1 protein-coding gene (cut by a window edge) is annotated in these 19,883 nt (G+C 68.4%); it reads right to left on the bottom strand.

Translation table 11 applies throughout. The annotated features are described in order from the left end of the window. Positions 1–7: 7 nt before the first annotated feature. Positions 8–19,883, bottom strand: partial view of a scabin-related ADP-ribosyltransferase gene (locus ATK36_RS18480; protein WP_141544481.1) — the end only. 64,970 nt of this gene lie beyond the right edge of the window; 19,876 of the gene's 84,846 nt are visible here — the last part of the coding sequence; its start codon lies off the right edge, out of view — the gene reads right to left on this strand; the stop codon is at positions 8–10.

Raw genomic sequence — 19,883 nt, 5'->3', positions numbered from 1 at the left:
CACTCTTTCAGTCGCTTTGCCGCGGAGTCATCGGGGCAGGAAACGCGCCCAGTGTCACGGCCAGGCCGGCAGCCCGGACCCGTCCGGCCAGTGTTCTGGCCAATCCGCCGGCCCGCTCTCGTGCCGTGGCCGCCGGTGTACCCGAAAGCGACAGCTGCCACAGCCGCACCGCGACCTGGTCCACTACCAGATCGAAGGCGTCCTGCTGCCGCGATCGGCCGTCCCCGGCGGTGGGCACGGCCAGGAACTCGCTCACCACCGCACCGGCCTCGCCCCGTAAACGCTCCATGGTGCCGTCGGTGATGCTCTCTGCTCCCAGGAACTTCCGCCAGTCCACCGGCAGCAACGTGAGCATCCGGTGCACCGGCAGGTTGTCCTCGGCCGGCACGTTCTCGGCCGGCTCTGTCTTGATCTGAGCCTCGTCGTTGTCGAGCCTGCTGACGTACTTGTCGCTGTAGTCCGCGATGACCAGCCCGTGCGGGTTGATCTCCGGGTCGAATGCGTTCTCGAACGCCACCAAGGCGGCGATCCGCAGCCACCGCACGCTGCCGCCGGGCACCGGGACCCGGACCTCGAAATTGACGAACCGCGCGTTGACGGCGGATTGGTCGATCTCCAGCTCGCTGAGGTCCGACCGCCGCAACCGCACCGGGATCTCGGTGGGGTCGGTCAACGCGGTGTTGGCGAACGCGGTGGAGCTGGCCGCTCCTTCGGCAGCCATGGTGAAGAATGGCCTCGGCTTGTTCCTGGCCGTTCCCTTTTTCTTTCCGTCGTCGTCCTCGGCCGGGTAAAGATCCATTGCGTAACCCGGGAATTCCGGATGCCGCTCCGCCCATTCCTTCTCGGCCGCTTCGCCCTCCAGCACCGCACCCATGTACAACGGCCGCAGAATCCGCCCGTTCAGCAACGACGGCCGCTCGTGGCGGGGCTGCTCGGCAGGCGACTTCGCCAGGAACAATCCCTGCTGCCCCACCACGGCATGTTCGAACCAGCGAACGTGGTGGGCACGCACTTCACCGGTGCGAACGTCTGGAGTGGACAGTCGCTCGCCCCGAAGCACCCGCCGCACCTCGGCCGCCACGTGTTCCTCCAGCGCCGGCCACACCGCGGGCAGCTCTCGCGCGGAGCTTTCCGGCAGTCGGGCATCACGCGGATCTCGCGCGAGCTTCTTCAGCAGGCTCCTGGTCCCCACCATTTTCACTCTGACCTCGCCGGCCCGGCTCGCCACCTCGGGATGGACATTCCCGTTCTCGTCCGCCAGCAGCCGGTAGACCCGATGCAGCGGATCATCCGCGGCACGCCACGGCACCGCGTCGTCCAGCGCCGGGATGGGCGCCATCCGGTGGTGCTGCAGCACCCGCTGCACCAGCAGATCACCGGAGGGCTCCTCGCCTGCCCGGGAGAACTCGGAAATCCCCTGCTCCACCAGCCGCCGGTGGACCCCGGGTTCACCCTCGCGCAGCAACGGAACCTGCTCGGCACGCGGCTCCGCGGCCGGAGCCGCCGAGGGCGGCGCTGTGCTCTGGTGCCGCTTCGCACTGCGATCGTCGCCGTCGCCGTCGTGCGCCCGCCTCGTCCCGGCGCTGCTTTCCGCAGGCGCAGACGGCTGCTGCGCCGTCACCTTCGGCACCGTGCCCAAGTAGTGCCCGCCGTCTGTCTCGCGGTAAAGCAGCGTCGCGTCCGAGGTGCCCGCGGGGACCTCCCGCACGACCGCATGCCCCACCCCGGCCTCGTCCATCACGATCAGCCGGGCTTCGGCAATCCGCCCGATCGCCCGCAACACCCCGATCTCCAGCCACTTCGGCCGGCCGCCGGTCCGGCGGATCTGGTCGACCGCCTTGGCGTAGTCCGAATGGCCGGGGAACTCCACCACCCGGCCAGCCAGGTCGTCGGCCACCGCCTCCCGCAAGCCCGCCGTTGTGCCGAAACGGTCCCGCAAGGCCGGAACCGCCATCAACGCCGCCGCGAAAAGACTATCGCCACCAGGTGCGACGTAGGCCGGGTCCAACCCATGCGAGGACAGCGCCTCCCATTGACTGAGAGTCACCCCGAGGTTGCGGGAATCCCATTCGATGATGTTGCGCAGTGCCTGGCCCACCGCCTCCTCGGGCGCCACGTAACCTTTGCCCCGCAAGAACTTCCTCACCCCGAAATTATGGCTCTCACCCTCGACCCTAGCCCGCGAGACCCAGACGAGCATTTCCTCCGGTGAAATCACTTCGCGACGAGGCTTCTTCGGCGCGGATTTCGCCCATGCCAGGGCCCAGACCGACTTGGTGATATGGGCATTTTCCCCAGCACGCTCGGCGAGGACCCGCCGCAGTGCGTCCTTCGCCTGAACCCAGGCAGACGTGGTGACATGGGCATTTTCCCCAGCACGCTCGGCGGGGACCCGCCGCGGTGCGTCCTGCTCGCCTTCGACCACGGTGGAGCGTGCCCAGACGGCCAGCTCGTGCAACTGCTCGGCCGAGTGCGTCGAACGCTCTACTTCCGTTATTTTTTTCGCGTAGTCAGACCATGCCGTGTACCATTCTTTGGTACCGACCCGGTGGCCGCTCAGGCGCACCATGATCAGTCCGGCAGTCGCACTGTCCGCCTCTTCCGTGACTGCCCACTCGACCAGGTCACGCATTTTCTCGTCAGGTCGATCAGGCCCGCCGGTCCCCCCGGGAAGCCCGCTCCGGTAGCGACCCGCCGCCTCGGCATCGAGATCGGCCACGATCCGCGCGGCCAGTGCCTCGGCCGGCTCCGGACCACGCCGCACGACGTCGGCGAGCACGGCCGCTGCCTCGTGCCGGGCGGCCGAACTAGGGAAATACTGCCAGAACTTCTCCTGTGCGCCGTTGCGCTGCTGCCCGCCCGCGAGATACGGGTGCGCGGCACGATCGAGCATTTCCTCCGCGATTCGCGTTTCGTATTCGCCGAAGCTTCCCTTCACTTCCTGGGCCTCGACGTGCAGCCGGGACTCCGACCACGGCCGGCTGTCGGGCACCCCGCCACGATCGAGCGCGGCGAACGCCGTCCTGATCTGATCCGGGTTGCCCGAAGCCAGCGCCGTCTCCCCCAGTTCGTGCGGGGTCGGCTTGAGGTGGACCTCGGCTTCGGTGGCGGTTTCGGGCCGCGGCGTCAGCCACCGGATGTCGTCCGCGTGCACGTGATCGCCGTGCGGGCTGTGTACCGCAAAGTCCGCAACGGCGGGGGCGAGGCTCCCGGCGAAGGTCTGCATTTCCCTCGGGGCTCGCGGCCGGCCGGCGGGCGCCGGGCGCCGGGCGGACCGGGAAGAAAGCCCGGCGAAGGCCATCTTGACCCTGGCCGGATCGTTCGTCGCCAGCGCCGCCAACCCCAGCTCGCGCGGAACGAGTCCGACCCGCACGTCGGCTCCGGCCTGCCGGCCATCGACCCGCGCCGAGGTCCGTACCTGAACACCCGCCGGCACCGGCAGGCCGAGCGCCGCCAGCTCGGCCAGATGCCGCGCGACACGGTCCTTGAACTCCGAGGTCGCGAAGTTCGCCATCACTTCGGCCGTGTTCAGGTCATCGCCGTACCCGACGATCTCGACTACGGGCTGCTCGACGTTGTGGTGGAGCCGCCACATCGCCGACCTTGCGACAGAGTGGGCGCAGGGCTGCAGGACCGTCTCGTCGAAGCCGTCGAACCAGACCGGCGGGATGTCGTTCGCCGCGAGGTCGCTCAGCTGAATCGGTTCCGCGGACACGTCACCCGGCGCGCGAACCTCGCGGAAATGGTCGGCGGCAGCGACTATGCGATGTCTGGCCTCCCCGTCCAAGAACACGATCGCGCCCGGGGCGACGGCCCTCCGCAGCGGAATTCCCGAGTCCCAGTGCCGCCGCACCTGAAACGCCGAGGTGCCCGCCGCTGTCCCGGTGTCTGTGTTCGCCATACAGCTGATCAGATGCAGCTCGGCGCCTCCGGACGGGAACGCCCGGCGGAACGCCTGGCTGCCGATGATCATGGCGCTGAGCGGACCGCCGATCGTGACCACGTCACCGAGGTGGTGCGGCCGGGCGGCCGCCATGGAGAACGAGAACCCCTTCCCGGCCGTGCCGTGTGCACGGAAGGACCAGGTGCGGGCCTCGTCCGCGGAAGCAGGCGTGAGGAAGGCGGTGTATTCCGTCCGGACGCCACCGTGACCGTCCGGTACTTCTCTGGCGGAGAAGTAGATCCGTTTGTCCAGTGGTTCCTCCCGCGCAACGGCCAGTGCGAAAAGGGCGCGATCAAACTGGTTCGCGGGGACGAATTCACCACGCGTGCCGAGCAGCGCGTTCGCATGCCCGTAGTTCGCCACCTGCGCCGGGTCGGGCGCGCTCGGTGCGATCCGCTCGAAGACCGGCCGGTCCCCGTGCATGCGGAGCAGGCCATCCGCACCGAAGGTCAGCTCACCCAGCGCACCGTAGACCCCCCGGAGGTAACCCGCGGGCGCGAACCCGGCCGCGAACTCCGGCAATCCGATCGCCGGACCACCGATGCTCGCCAGCACAAACGCCAGCTCGGAATCCTCCAACCCGTTTTCAGTGCCCGTGTTCCCCATCATCACCCGAAGTGCCTGCCCATCGCGCAGGTACATGGGGAGTTCGGCCGGAGCCAGGTCGAGTTCCCGGCCGTCGGTGCGGAACGCGAGGTAGCCAGTGGCAGTGCGGCGGGCGAACAGGAACCCCGGGCGGCGGCGCCACGGCAACGCGGCCGGGTGCTGCCCTCCATCGCGCAGGACGAGGTAGCGGTTGGCGGTCGCCCCGCCGGCAGCAGCCCATCGCCGAACCGCGGCGAGGATCGGTTTGTCGCCCGGGTACCGCACGAACTCGCCGACATGCTCGCCGTCGGGGCCGGCGACCATCACCGTACGCAAGTCTCCGGCACGCGGGACCGACACCAGGGTCAGGGTGCCGTCCGTGGTCTTGACGTAAACGTCGTTGAAGAAGCCCTTGGCCCGCAACGCACCCGCGAAGTCGAAACCCAGCCCGCCGTAGTCGACCCGCACCGTCGTCAGGTCGGTGTCCAGCACCACCTGCAGGTTCTGGTCCTCGATCAGCGATCGCTGGGACCCGGGATCGCGCAGCGCCAGCTCACCCAGCTTGGTGCCGTTCAGCGCGAGACCCGCGCCATTCGTCAGGGTGATCAGCGCACCACGAGACCGGGCACGCACCGCGACGGCCAACGGGTCGTTCACCTCGAAGGAGTCCGGCTGCCATTCGGTGAATGCGATCGCCCGACTGAACACGGTGTGCCGGACGTCGGCCAGGTCGACTACCGGGCCGCGGGCGAACTCGTGGTCCACCTGCACCACGCCATTGATCCGATGACTGATTTTTCCGACGTAGTGGAACGAGTTCCAGTGTCCGGTCAGCTCGAACAGCCGCGTCAGGAACTCCTCTGCGACCCGGTGGCCGGGCTGCCCGGTGGCCAGGTCGTTGAACATCACCAGCAATGTCGGACGTACCGGCCCGGCGGTCAGCCGCCCGAAAATCGGACTGAGGGCGACCTTTTCGGCCAGCTGTGCCGGAGTCGGCCAGCTGTGCCGGCCATCGGCCAACGGCACCGGGATGGCTCCGTTGTACAGATCGAACATCAGGCGTACCAGCCGGGCGTCGTCGGCCCACTCGGCGGTCACCTCGCGGAGCTGGACTTCGCCGTTGCCGCCTGTGGTCGCCAGCGCGTACAACCGCTCGCTGAGTTCGGTGTACCGCTCGACCTGAGCGGAAAGGTAATCGGCATGCGTTCCGCCAGGGGTCACGGTCAGCACGGTCTCCAGGCCGTCCGCGTTCGTCAACGGAAGCCAGCTGATGTCCTGCGGGGCAACCTGGTCCGCGGGTACGGCATCACCCGGCCTCAGGAGCGGCGCTGGGTGCAACGGGGTGTCCCCCGGCTCGGCGGGGTCGGCGTAGGTCTGGAGTGGCAGCGCTACCCCGGGGTGCCGCGCCGCGTTGTCCCAGGCGCGGTTCAGTGCTTCCCCGACGTCGGTCTCCCCGGTCCGGAAGGCCTGCTGCTGCAGGCGCAGTTCGATCCACTCGGAGTCCGACTCGATGCGGTCGTCGACAATCCGGACCCGGCCTTCGGTCGCCAGCACCGACATCCTCTCCGCCGGCGTAAGGATCGCCCGGCCCAGCTCGACGCCACCGGAAACGGCCAGCACCAGGTGCGGGGTGCCATGGGGCGACTCGGCTGTGGCCCTCGCCAGCATGGCAGGCGCATTCGCCTCCACCTGGTAGGCGAAGTCGGCGAACGGGACGGGGGAGCCTTGCCACATGGCGACCGTGCGCGTGCCGGGTATCACGGTGGCAGCGAGGACTTCTGCACCGCCGTACCCGGGCAACTTCCCGAGGTGAACCAGCGCATCGCGCCTGCTTTGCCCCGGGGCCGGGTAGTACCAGCCACGGCCGCCGACACCGACGACTGCTTGCGTCCGCAGGTCGGACAACTGGTTCGGCAGCCCGTCCGGCCTGGGCAGGACGGTCGGTGGGGCACCGATGTCGCCGAGGTCCCGGCCGGGCCGAGCGCCCCCTCGAGCGGGCGCCTCCCGCTCTTGGGCCGCGCTCGGCCGCGCTCGGCCGGCCGGTCCCCCGGCTTCGGGCGCCCCGGCCCGGAACGGCCGTGCCCTCGGGTTGAGCGCGACGGAACCCCGGGCGTTCTCGCTTTCGCCGGTGACGTGCGCCGGCTCCGCATCGTCGTCCTGCTCAAGCCGGTACGGATCGCGGACCGCATTGACCTCGTCGAGCGCGTCATCGTCGAGGAAGACGATCGGCTCGTCACCCGGCCTCGCCGGCGGGATCATCATCAACCAGAAGTTGTTCGTCTCCGTCGGCAAGGACGCGGGCAACCCGGCCTGGCCATCGATGAAGATGACCACACCATCCGGATCCCGGTACACGTTCACATAATGCGAAATCGTCGCATGGGAATAATTATCCTGGGGATCAGCCAGGGTCAAGTAGTGCAGCACGCCATGCGTGTCCGGCGGTACCGTCAACAAGATCCGGGTTATCTCGTCGAAGCCACCACGCTGGACGAACCGTGATCCGAACGCGCGTTCCAGGTCTTCCCCATACCGGCCGTAATCATCCGGATTCGCTTCAAAAACGCGGCCATGCACAATGGTGTTGTATACCGCCACCACAGAGTTTCCGCAGTTGTCCCGGAAAGCCTCGTCGCCCAGATTCGGGTTCACTTCCAGCACTAGCGGCAGGTTGACCCGCATAAAATCGCGCGCGCCCTCCTCGGTCTGGAAGCTCGCCCTGGAGATCACCCGCACATCCGGACCGAACTGATGCGGGGAGGACCATTCCCCGCGCGGCGACAAACCGACCGGCCCGCGTTGGGACACAGCGGTATTCGCCGGGTTCGCGGTCGGCGCAGGCCCAGGTTCGAGTGCGGCGAACGCGCGGGTGATCGCTTCGATGTCGACCGCGTCCAGCGCGGCCTGCCCCAGTTCGTACTGGGCGAAGTAGGTCTGCAACAGGCCCCCGGCCCGACCCCGCGGGTCCACCACGGCGGCGGTGCTCAACGCAGGCTCCTGCGGCACCGGCAAGCCCAGACCCGCCAGACGAGCCGCCTCAAGGTCGTACTCCGCGCGGAAGATCGCCGCGGTCCGGTCTGCCGCATTCTCGGCAGCCGCCTGGTCGGCGCCGTAGCCGGTGCTCCGGGCCAGCGGCAGCTCGACGTTGCGCCGCTGCCGCCACGCGGTCGCTCGGGCGAACTTGCGGGCCGTTGACCGCAGGCTCGACTCATCGACGCCGTCGAACAAGGTCGCCTGGAGCTGGTTCGCGGCGAGGTCGCTCAGCGGAATCGGTTCTAGTTGCGGTACACCCGGCGCACGTACTTCGCGGAGGTGGCCCAAGTTCTCGATCAAACGGCTCGGTCGTCCGGCCATGTCCAGCGAGAACACCTCGGGCGAGGCGACCGCCTTCCGCAGTGGCCGGTCCCGGTCCCAGCTGTCCATGAGCCGATACGCCGCGCTCGCCTGTCCGCCATCGAACGTCATATCCATGGAGCAGGCGATCAACGTCAGCTCGGCATCCCCGTGTGGCAGGGCCTGGCGGAATGCCTGACTGCCGGAAATCGCGGCCGCACCCGGCGCACCGGCCAGCCAGATTTGGTCACCGAGGCGGTTCCGCCGATTCGTGGTCATCGCTGCCCTGAACCCGTCACGGCCCCCGTGCGACTCGACAACCCACGTGTTGTCTCCACTGACGGGAGCCAGGTAGGCAGTCAAAGACCGGATCATACGACGGCCTTCGCCGTCGATGTACATTTCACCGGAGAAGTAGATCCGGTTGTTGATCGGCTCGTCTTGTGCGGCGACCAGGCTAAAACGCGCGCGGTCGAAGGCATTCGAGGGGTAGAACCGGCCCTGCAGGCCCAGCTTGCCGTTCGCCCGGTCGTAATCGGCCAGGTTCTCCGGCCCGGGTACGGCCGGGGCGATCCGCTCGAAGTCCACGGCACCGCGCATCTCGAACCGCCCCGTGGGGGCGAAAACCAACTCACCCCGCGGACCGTAGACGGCCCGCGAGTAGCCCGGCGGCACGAACCCTGCGGCGAACTCGGCCAGCCCGATCACCGGGCCACCGAAGGTCGCCAGAAGGAACGGCCGCGACGTGGACTCGTCACCGGTGCCGACGCCGGAAGTGCCCGCGATCTCACGGACGACCGGCTCATCGCCCAGCCCCTGAGCCAGGGCGGCCGAGACCAGGTCGAGCCGCTCGCCATCGGCGCGGATGCCCAGATACCCGGTGGCACTGCGGCGTGCGAAAAGCCATACCGGACGGCCGAACCAGGCGACCGAAGCCCACCGCCCGCCAACCGTGAACCACTGGGCAACGGCTCCGCCGGAGCGCGCCCACTGCCGCACCAGGTTGAGCATGCCCTCGTCACCCGGGTAGCGGACGAACAGCCCGACCGGCGTGCCGAAGGAGTCCCTGATCACCTCTGTCCGCAGGTCGCCCGCGCGCAACACCGAAACCAGGGTCAGCCTGCCATCCGCCGTGCGAAGGTAAACGTCGTTGAAGAATCCCTTCGCCCGCAACGCGCCGGCGAAATCGAAACCGAACCCGCCGTAATTGACCAGCACCTCGGCCACGTCCGTGTCCAGCACGACCGGCCGGTCCGGCTGCTGAGCGAGCAGCTCAAGAATGCCGGGATCGTTCAGCGCCAGCTCGCCTACCGGCGTGCCGGACAATTCGACGCGTCCGCCGCCCAGCTCGACCGGGCGATCGGCCAGTTCGATCGTGGCGAAACGATCGGTGCCCTGCATTCCCACGACGATCGGGTTCGATCCCTCGATGACCGCCGGGATCCGGCGACCGAAGCTGATGCCAGCCCCCCACGACACGCTCCGAACATTCGCGAGCGTGGGCGCCGGGCCCTCGGTGAACTCGGTTTTGACCGAGAGCACGCCGGAGGAGAGGTGGCTGATGTCGCCGGCGTAGTGGAAGAACCGCCAGTACCCGGTCAGCTCGAACAACCGCTCCCGGAACGCCTCGTTCGGCGACGGGTCGCCCGGCTCGGCCGGGAAATCGTCGGTGACCACGACCAGCGTCGGACGGACCGGTCCGGCGACCATCCGCTGCACTTGCCGGCTGGCCACGAACCGGTCGGCCAATTCCCGGGGCGTGAGCAGTGCGTAGCGGCCGTCGTTGAGAGGAACCTCGAACTGCCCGTCGACTGCCGACAACATCAAGCGCACGACATTGCGATCGTCGGCCCAGGCGGCGTCCACCTCGCGATGCGTGGTCACACCGTTTTCGTCGGTGTACTCCACCGCATACAGCCGCTCGCCGAGATCGGTGTACTTGCCGACTTCGCCGGTGAGATACTGCGCGCTGTCATCTCCGATCGGCAGGCTCAGCACGCTTTCCCGCCCGTGCGCGTTCTTCAGCGGTAGCCACGCGATGTCGTCCGCCGCGACCTGGTCCGCGGGTACCCGCCCGGTGATGGCCGGCGACGGGGGTGCCGGGCTCACGGTGACGCTGCTCGCCGAACCGTCAGCACGTGTGGAAACCGGCACGCTGCGGGCCTCCGGGACGCGCGACTGTGTGGAGCCGACCGGCGAAGCCGTATCGCTCGTGTCGTCCGCGCTGTCCTCGGGTGCGGCGTTCTCGGAGCTGCTGGGGCGCTTCGGCCCCGTGTCGTCCGGGTCGCTGTCGTCATCGGGGCCGCTGTCGATCCCGGTGCCGTCACTGTCGTCGTCGGCGTCAGTGTCGGTGTCGTTGTCCTCCACCGTCGAGCCAAGCCTGCCGGAAGTCTCGGTGCCGCGGACCCGGTCCCTCGGGTCCGCCGCGAACCGCGCCGCCGGCGGTGCGCTGCGGACCGGCGAACCAACGATCTCCTCCGCCTCCGGCGAAAGCCGGGCGTCGCTGTCTTCGTCCGAGTCGCTGCTGGAGTCACTACCGGATTCCGTCCCGACGTCCGCAGGCAGGCCGGCAAGCGTGCCGGTGGTGCCCGGAGCGAGCCAGGCGAACGCTGCTTCGAGCGCGCGCGTGATTTCCACGGCGTCCTCGCCGAGTACGGAGCCGTCGAATCGCTCCACCGCCTCCCGCGCCCGGGCCACCCGCGCGTCCGGGGGCAGCACGACCTCAATGGTCACCTCGGAATCGGCACCGTCACGGGTTTTGACATCCAGAATAAGGTCATCGACCAGAACGTCGGCCCGCAACCGGCCCAGCCGTGTCAAGCCCTCGCTGACCGCCTCCTCCAGCAGCTTCACCACCGCGTCGACCCGCTGCTGCGCCTGCCCGCCGCGGCCGCTACCGGTGGCGGTGATCTCCAGCTGGCCGGCCTCGAACCAGCCACGCCCCGCAGCCGCCATCACGATGCGCCGGCCGAGTTCCTGCACCGGCTCCACCTGGTCACCGGGGATCGTCACGCTGCGCGAGGCGAACCCGATCGTCAGCGGTTCGATCCGGCTCGGCACGAAATCGGCAAGCAGGATGTTCGGGGCGGATGTGTCGGCGTCCGGCGAAGCACTGACGAAGGACCCGCCGTCGAGCACGCTGAGGTCACCGATGGTGCGGGTAGGTGATATCTCTTCCGTCGCGCCCATACCCTCGACCTGCCGCACGACGAGCGTTCGCCACTCCAGCAGGTAGTCACCGGCGGGCGAGTTCCCCGTCTCCGGGAGGGGGCGTCTCACCGAGCACTCACCGTGCAGGATCTGCGCGTCGCGACGGTAATTCGCGCGTCCATAGACATCGCCGGCGAAATCGACCCGGGCCGCGGACCTGCCGTCCAGCAGGAGAGAATCCCCGTATTGCAACGGATGATCGCTCTTCAACGCACGAAGGAAACCGTTGTTATTACCGTGGCCGTCGGTCATCCAGATCGGATTTCCACTCAACGCCGACGGCATGAGGTAAGGACCGTACCGCACCCTGCGCCAGCGACCCCCGATAGTTCCGGAACGTCCTTGAGAGAAGTAGTACAGCCCGATCTCGTCTCGGGTCCACGCAGCACGTTCCATGTCATGCGCGTCGGTGTTGTCCAGCGGACAGTACGCCCCGAAAGTACCCATCCGCCGGTTGGCGATGGCGTGCGAAATGTGGTCCTCCGGCTTGGGGGGCCTCGGCATGGAGGCGGCGAAATCCGCGCCCTGAACGGCGATTCCACCATCGTCGGCGAGCGTGACCGTGCCCAGGTAATTCACCCGCTGGTAGCCACCCGCAGCGAAACTGCCGACAATACCCCGATCAACGAGTGGCCGGCCGTTCAGCGAACCCCAGACGAGTGCCCGCTGACGGAAGCCGCCATTCTGGCCGAGGCTGTCCCGAACGACTGCCTCAGCACGCAAAGCCCGGCCGAGGGCCGGCTGGAGGGGCTTGACGGGCCGGCCGTCGAGCCGCTCGCCCAGGAAGCCACGATTGCCCACATTCACCAGAATGAAAAAGGGAAGCACAGTCCAGGTCGAGTTCACCGTGCTCTCGGCTCCGTCGACGATCACCTGGTGTGTACGCAGCTGATCGCCGGTCGCGTTCCAGGCCCACGCCTTGACCCGCGCGTGCTGCACGTCGTCCCCCGGAGTCCGCAAATGCAACCCGACAGAAAGACCATCGCGGTTCACCAGTGCACTGAAGCACAGATCACCCGCCCGCAACACCGATACCGACACATACTTCGCACCATCGGCCAACTCGATCCCGTCCGGCCGGACAGCAGCATCACCGGAAACCGAGAAAACATCCCCATAGAAACGCTTGGCGCGCAACGCACCAGCGAAATCGAAACCAAGACCACCGAAATTCACCCGGACCGCACCATCCCGGGCGACCAGCACCACCCACCGTTCCGGGTCTGCCTCCAACTGCCGGCGGAACGGCGGGAAGTCCCACAACATCTGCACAAGCTGCCGGCCGCCCCGCTCCAGCACCACACCGTTACGGTCCGCCTCAACCCTGGCGAACGAACCATCCGGCGAATCCACCACAACGACCACCGGCACCCGCTCACCGGCCGCGGCCCGGGCCGTGAGCCAGGCACCCAGCGCCTCCAGCACCGCCCGCTGCTGCGCGACACTCTCCGCACCACCAGAGAGCGGGAAACCGAACACCGGGCCGGCCGAAACGTGCACCACCTCGTCCATCGACAACGGTGCGCTCGCCCGGAACGACGCACCCTCGGGCATTCGCCGAACGGGCAGATTCCGCCGGTAGCCGGAATCGCCCGCATAGTCCCAAGTGGACCACGGGCCGTCCAGCTCGTTTATCCGGCGCAGCAGATCGGCATTAAAGTCGCTGTAGGCACCGGGCTGCGTGCGGTTGTCCCGGGTGAACAGCACCAGCGACGGACGAACAGGGCCTGCGGTGAGCATCCCGAAGAGCGAGGACCCCAGCAACAACTTGCCCGTCTTCCCCGGAAGGAAGCCCAACTCCGTATTATCCGTCAGCAGAAGGATGGCCCGGCTGGCGATCACGGACAGGACGATCTCGACCGGAGGGGTTCGGGTGCCGTCCAGCTCCGCCGCGTAGGGTGTCAGCACCTCCCGGGTCTGTTCCTTGCCCTGACTGTCCCGATAGGTCTGGTAGACAAACCGCGAACTATATTTCGTCGCGCCGCTCCGGAATTGCCCGATCGTCATATCTGGCATGAAAAACGGCGAAACATAGCCCATGCCGAACCGGCGTCCGTCCGCCTGAACCAGCCGCTCCCACTTCACATCGTCCGGCCGGACCTCGGCGACCAGCGAGAAAGCGCCACCGTCAGCCAGGGCGGTCCGGCCCGACGCGTCGAACTCCGGCAGAACCGTCGCCGCAAACACCGCACGGAACGGCCCATCAGCCCGCAGCTCGGCAGAGAACTCCTCGCCCGCCCGGATCGACTCAGCCGGATACGCGGGATCCGCAGCAGCCAGGTAAACCGGCACCTCGGGATCATCAGCCGCATACCGAAGGTACGCCGGTGAATTACGGACATGCCGAGCCAGCGTCGCCACACCAACACGCACCCCACCAACCAAGAACCCGTCCCGATCACCGTGCGCGAAAACGTAGAACGGCTGTTTCGCCTTCTTGGACGGGGGCAGCGCGGCAATAACCCGCGCCCAGCTGTCCCGTTCCGAAACAGTGCCGGAGTCGAAACTGACCGCCCCCGACACACTCGCACCAGGACCGAACTCCGACATGCTGCGCGGAACCACTGGCACCGACACGTCGAGCACGACCGGACCCGGCCCGCCCGGGGTCACTGTGATGGCCGGCAGCACCGGGTCATTGCCGAGTTCGGTCCGCAACATGGCGGCCACCCGCTCCGCATCGGGCTGCGGGCCGGTGATCCCCACTTCGGGCACATCCAGCGCATCCTCAAGCTGGAACCGGGCCGACGCCCGCAACATCTCCGCCAGCTCGCGAATCTCCTCCTCCACCGAAGGATCAGCCGGATCGGCCGTACGCGACCGGCTCAACTCCGCGCCGACCTGCACACGGTCCAGCCGACCCGCGTCGGAATCGGAGTCCACCGTCGAGGACGGTCCGCTGCTTGTGCCATAGGCAGCGACACCGGCAGCCGGCCGGACCGCACCGGCCGCAGAGTACTGCGCGGAATCACTGACCATCGCGGACCCGGCATCCGAAGCCGAATCCTCGTCACTGGAACTGTCGACGCTATGGCCGGAATCGGCGGCAAGCCCTGCACCGGGCGCCAGCAGGACCGCGATTTCTTCGGCAGGCGTCAGTCTGGTGCGGCCCGAAGGCGCCCTGGTGATGCTGGGGCCCGATGGTCGGCTGCCGCCGCCGATCTTCGGCCGTTTCGTCATCTTCGGCAGGTGCACCTGGACCGTCACCGAGCCGGCCGCGGCCGCGTCGTCGGTCTCGATCACCCGGATCGCCACCGTCGCCGGGTCGAATCGCAGGCCGAAGACCCGCTCCATGCCCAGGGCATCGGACCCGATGAACCGGCTGAACACTTCGCGGACGGACTCGGCGTGCCCGGCCGTGCCAGGACCGGCCACGATCGTCACCGACGGCGGCCCGCCCTCGGCCCCCGGCAGAGCGCGGCCTGCCGCGGCGATCGCGGTCCTCCGCATGATCGGTATCAGGGCCGCGCGCTGCTGTTCGGACGTGGTGTCCTGACCGGGCTCGAACTCCAGCCGGTGGTCCTCGATGGACTCGGCCGAGAGATCGGAGATCTCGATCTGGAGCTGCTCCTCCCGCGGCACGCCGACCTCGCCGAGGGCGCCCCCGTTCCGCACCGTGCGCACGCCGCCGGGGCGCAGCTCCAGCAGGTCGCTCGGGGCGATCGCCGAGGGCACCGGGTGCGCCGAGTCGAGCCGCCAAGCGTCCACAATGGACGCGGCGACCGGCTGTCCGCCACGATCGACTAGCACGTACGGCTGGTTCACATGGCATACGTCGAAGGCCACTGACGGCGTGCGATCCGGATTCGCCGCACGGAAGAACGAGCCACCGGCGAGAACCCGCTTCGCGGGCAACCCGGCCAGCGTCACGAAGTCGCCCTTGGCCCGCAACGCCGAAGCCTTCAGCGCGAAGACCATCCCGTGGCGCAGGCCATGCCCCTGCCACCGCCAGTAGTTCTCGGCGAGCGGGGCCAGCATCTCGACGTCCTGCTCGCCGCCGGCCTTCTCGCTGACGCTCCTGCGCCAGTAGGTCCGCTGGCTTTCCGGCTTTTCGGTCGCCGTCAGCTTGGCGTCCTTGGCCTCGTCGCCGTCGTCGGACGGGAAGGACTCCCCGACGATCTTTCCGCCCTTCCCGTACACCGGCTGCCTGACCACGTCGTCCGGCTCCGGATCGTCCGGCGGCGTGGAGACGAACCGCGCCTCGGTGGAGGACACCGTGCCGTCCGCGTGGAATCCGAACTCCCCGTCGGAGGAATGAACCGTCCGCGAATACCCGCCGGCGGCGATACCCGCCACCATCACCGGACGGTCCAGCAACGGCCCCCCATAGGGTGCCAGCACGATCGACGGCTCCTGCCCACGCGTGAAGTCCAGTTCCGCGTCACCGCGGCCGAGCAAAGCCCGCAGCGATCCCGAGTGTCGCAGCACACCGGTCAGCTCATCCGGGCTCAGGTTGACCGGCACACCACGCCACTGACCCTGATATCCGCCTGCGACGCTCCGGAACACCACGAATACCGGCGGCTTGCGCGTGCCATTCCACGGTGCCTTGGCCATCCCCTCGGGCAAGCCGATCGACATCAGCTCGCTGTCGGAGCTTTCGGTCGCCCATTCCTTCAGCTGCTCGACCAGCTGGTCGTCACCCGGCGAACGCACCAGCAGCACCCGCGACGAACCATTCGGCGCATAGAACGCCATCAGATCCAGATCGTTGTCACCACGCGGCATCGACACCAAAGCCAACGACGGCGGAGCCGCCACATTCCACTGTGGACCCGTACCGCCGACCACCGCATACACCGGCCGGAAATCGGCGAAATCGTGCAACGCAGAAGTGAAATCGAAACCGAAACCCCCGAATTCCCAGCGATCACCACTGTGCGGCGCGACGAGCACGATCGGCCGAGCCTCGCCCGCCAGCTCATGCCGGCCCATCATCAGATCACCGAATTCACGCCGCGCCGCCAGCGCATTCGCCACCCAGTAACCGTTCTCCTCGGTGACAAAACCACCCGCATGCGAAACCTGGGTACCCACCCCGGCAGGTCCGGACGCCAGCACGAAGACCGGATCCGCCGCACCCCACGCATCGCTGCGAACCCGTCCCTGCCGGACCTGCTCCGCGAACGCCCTCATCTCCGCCCGCGACCAACCCCCCGCCGACGGAAAACCGAACACCGAACCCGAATGGAACACCTCCGCCCGCTCATACGGCGTCGGCTGGGTCACGAACCCGCTCAGCTGGTCGACCGTGAGCGGGCCCCAGGCATCGAAGCCGACCTTGCCCGTGTAGCTGACGGACTCCCATCGGCCGCCGCTGAGCCGGAACAGCTCCGCCAGGAACCGCTCATTGTGCGTGTGCTGCGGCGCCTCCGGCGAATTGTCCCGGGTCACCACATTCACCGCGGGCCGCACCGGACCCTCGATCGCCGCCCGGAAGTCCGGATTCGCATACAACTCGCCCGCGGTCTGCTCCGGCGTCAGCTCATGGCTGAGCCCGGTCGTGATGTCGACGTCGTAGTTGTCGGCACCCGCGGCGTCCAGATAGATCCACAGCGGCTTGGTCTGGCCGTCCTCGAACCGCCAATAGGACGGTACGAGACGATGATCGACCGACCCGCGGAACTCGTCCACATAGACGTGGAAGGCCCAGCGTTCGGCACTCGTGGTCGAGTTCGGGGCGCTGTCGCGGGCCCAGTCGCCGGCCGCGAGGCTGAAGGCGTACCGGCGGCCTTCGGCGTTGACCAGCGCGGAAATCCGGGCGTCCCCTGGCTCAGGCACGGACACCAGCCGGAAATCGTGCTCCGCTGGCGGATCCGCCGTCAGGTCGGAGACCACCGCCACGCGCACATCCTGGTACGGAAGCCCCTGATGCCGGGACGCCTCGACGAACGCGGCGGCGCGAGCAAGACCGTCCGCCACGCCGGACTCGGCCAGCACCACGAGCCTGATCCTGGTGGACTGGTCGGCGATCGAGGGCATCGCCCGCCAGACGGCCGCGGCTGCCTCGCGGGCGTTCAGCTCGCGATCCGCGCCGACGACAAACCCGGTCCGCCCGGCTTCGAGGTACGCGTACACCGGTTCCAGGCCACGTTCGGCCGCTTCGCCGGTGCTCGCCGGATGGGCGTGTGCGTCATGCATCCGCTGGGGCCATCCGGCGGTGCCGGCCCGGTCCGAGGTCAGGACCACGGCGCCCGGCACTTCGCCGCCTGGCGGAGAGAACTCCGGTGTCACCCGCAGCGACAGGTCCGAGAACGCCTCGGCCACCAGCGCCGGGCTGTCCGGCGAGCCACCCGACCGTGCCCGGGGGTCGCTGGGTCCCGTCGGCTGGGTACCACTGTGCTTGGCCGGCTTCGCGATCTCCGGCAGGTGCACCTGGATCGTGAGCGCCCGGGCCGCGTCCGCGTCGTCGGTCTCGATCACCCGGACCGGCACCTCCGCCGGATCGAACCGCAGGCCGAAGACCCGTTTCAGGGCCGTCGCGTCCGCCTCGACCTGCCGCCCGAATTCCTCGCGGATGGCCTCGGCCTCGGCGAGCACCTCCGGCCCGGCCACGATCGTCACCGACGGCAGCGGCGCATGGACCTCCGGACGAGCCCGGCCCGCCGACGCCCGCGCGGTCCGGCGCGCGATTGCCTGCAGATCCTTGCCGTGGCCGGAAATGGTGTCCTGGCCGGGCGGGAGCTCCAGTCGCAGGTCCTCGATGGACTCAGTGGTGAGTTCCGAGACCGCGACCTGGATCTGCTCGTCCGGCGGGACCCCGACCTCGCCGAGGGTGCCGCCACGCAGGATCTTGCGTATCCCGCCTGGTCGCAGCTCCAGCACCTCGCTCGCCGCGGTTCCGCCCGACACCGGGCGATCCGGCAGGTCGAGGTTCCACGCTTCGACAATCGACGCGGCGGCCGGCTTCCCGCCACGATCGGCCGGGACGAAGGGCCGATTCACATGGCACACGTCGAAGGCCAGCCGCGGCGACCGATCCGGGTGCGCCGCGCGGAAGGTGGTGCCGCCGTAGAGCACCCGCGCCCCGGGACTCCCGGCCAGCGTCACGAAGTCGCCCTTGATGCGCAACCCCGGGCCTCGCAACGCGAAGACCATCCCGCGACGCACGCCGTGGCCCTCCAGCCGCCACACCCCGGTATCGATCGGCGCCAGCATGTCGACGTCGATGTGGTGGTTGTGGTGGCTGTCGACGATCTCGCGGAGGTAGTGCCACTTCTGGTCCGGCCGGTCGGTCGCGGTCAGCTTGGCGTCCTTGGCCTCGTCGCCTTCGTCGGACGGGAAGTACTCCCCGACGACCTTTCCGTCCTTCGCGACCGCGGGGTACCTGACCACCTGGTCCGGCTCGGGATCGGCCGGCGGCGTGGAAACGAACCCCGCCTCGGTGGAGGACACCGTGCCGTCCGCGTGGAATCCGAACTCCCCGCCGGAGGAATGAACCGTCCGCGAAAATCCACCCGCGGCAATACCCGCCACCATCGCCGGACGATCCAGCAACGGCCCCCCGTAAGGCGCCAGCACGATCGACGGCTCCTGCCCACGCGAAAGGTCCGTATCCGCGTCGCCCCGGCCGAGCAAAGCCCGCAGCGTCGCCGAATGACGGAGCACACCGGCCAGCTCATCCGGGCTCAGCTTGACCAGCCCACCTCGGTACCGCCCGTGATACCCACCGTCCGAGCTTCGGAACACCACGAACACCGGCGGCTTCTCCGTGCCGTGCCATGGTGCTGGGGCAGTTCCGTCCGGCAGGCCGATCGACATCAGCCCGTCCGTGGAGCTGGCGAGCGTCCACTCCTTCAATTGCTCGACCAGTTGCTCGTCACCCGGTGTACGCACCAGCAGCACCCGCGACGAACCATCCGGCGCGTAGAACGCCATCAGATCCAGATCGTTGTCACCACGCGGCATCGACACCAAAGCCAACGACGGCGGAGCAGCCACATTCCACTGTGGACCCGCATCGCCGACCACCGCATAGACCGGCCGGAAATCAGCGAACCCGTGCAACGCAGAGGTGAAGTCGAAGCCGAAGCTCCCGAATTCCCAGCGATCACCACTATGCGGCACCACCAGCACAATCGGCCGAGCCTCGCCCGCCAGCTCATGCCCGCCCATCATCAGATCACCGAACTCGCGCCGCGCCGCCAGCGCATTCGCCACCCAGTAACCGTTCTCCTCGGTGACAAAACCCCCTGCGTGCGAAACCTGAGTGCCTGGGCCGGAACCGGAAGCCAGCACGAAGACCGGATCCGCCGCACCCCACACATCGCTGCGAACCTGCCCCAGCCGGACCTGCTCCGCGAACGCCCTCATCTCCGCCCGCGACCAACCCCCCGCCGACGGAAAACCGAACACCGAACCCGAATGGAACACCTCCGCCCGCTCATACGGCGTCGGCTGGGTCACGAACCCGCTCTGCAGATCGATGACCAGCGGTCCCCAATTGGTGAAACCGGCCTTGCCCACGTAGCTGCTGGACTCCCACCGGCCACCGCTGAGCCGGAACAACTCCGCCAGGAACCGCGCACTGTGCGTCCGCTGCGGCGCCTCCGGCGAATTGTCCCGGCTGACCACGCTCAACGCGGGCCGCACCGGACCCTCGATCGCGGCCCGGAAGTCCGGATTCGCGAACAGCTCGCCCGCGGTCTGCTCCGGCGTCAGCTCACGGCGCGAGCCACCGGAGAACTGGACGTGGTAGTCCCCGGACGGGGCCACTTCCAGGTAGACCCACAGCAGCGGGGTCTGGCCTTCCTCCATCCGCCAGTAGGACGGTACGAAACCTTCCCGGGAAATGGCTTGGGTTTCGTCCACG

Origin of the sequence: Amycolatopsis sulphurea (assembly GCF_002564045.1) — a bacterium.
GTDB lineage: Bacteria > Actinomycetota > Actinomycetes > Mycobacteriales > Pseudonocardiaceae > Amycolatopsis > Amycolatopsis sulphurea.
Note: the sequence above shows the minus strand (reverse complement) of the source record. Positions and strands in the feature narration are given on the sequence as shown.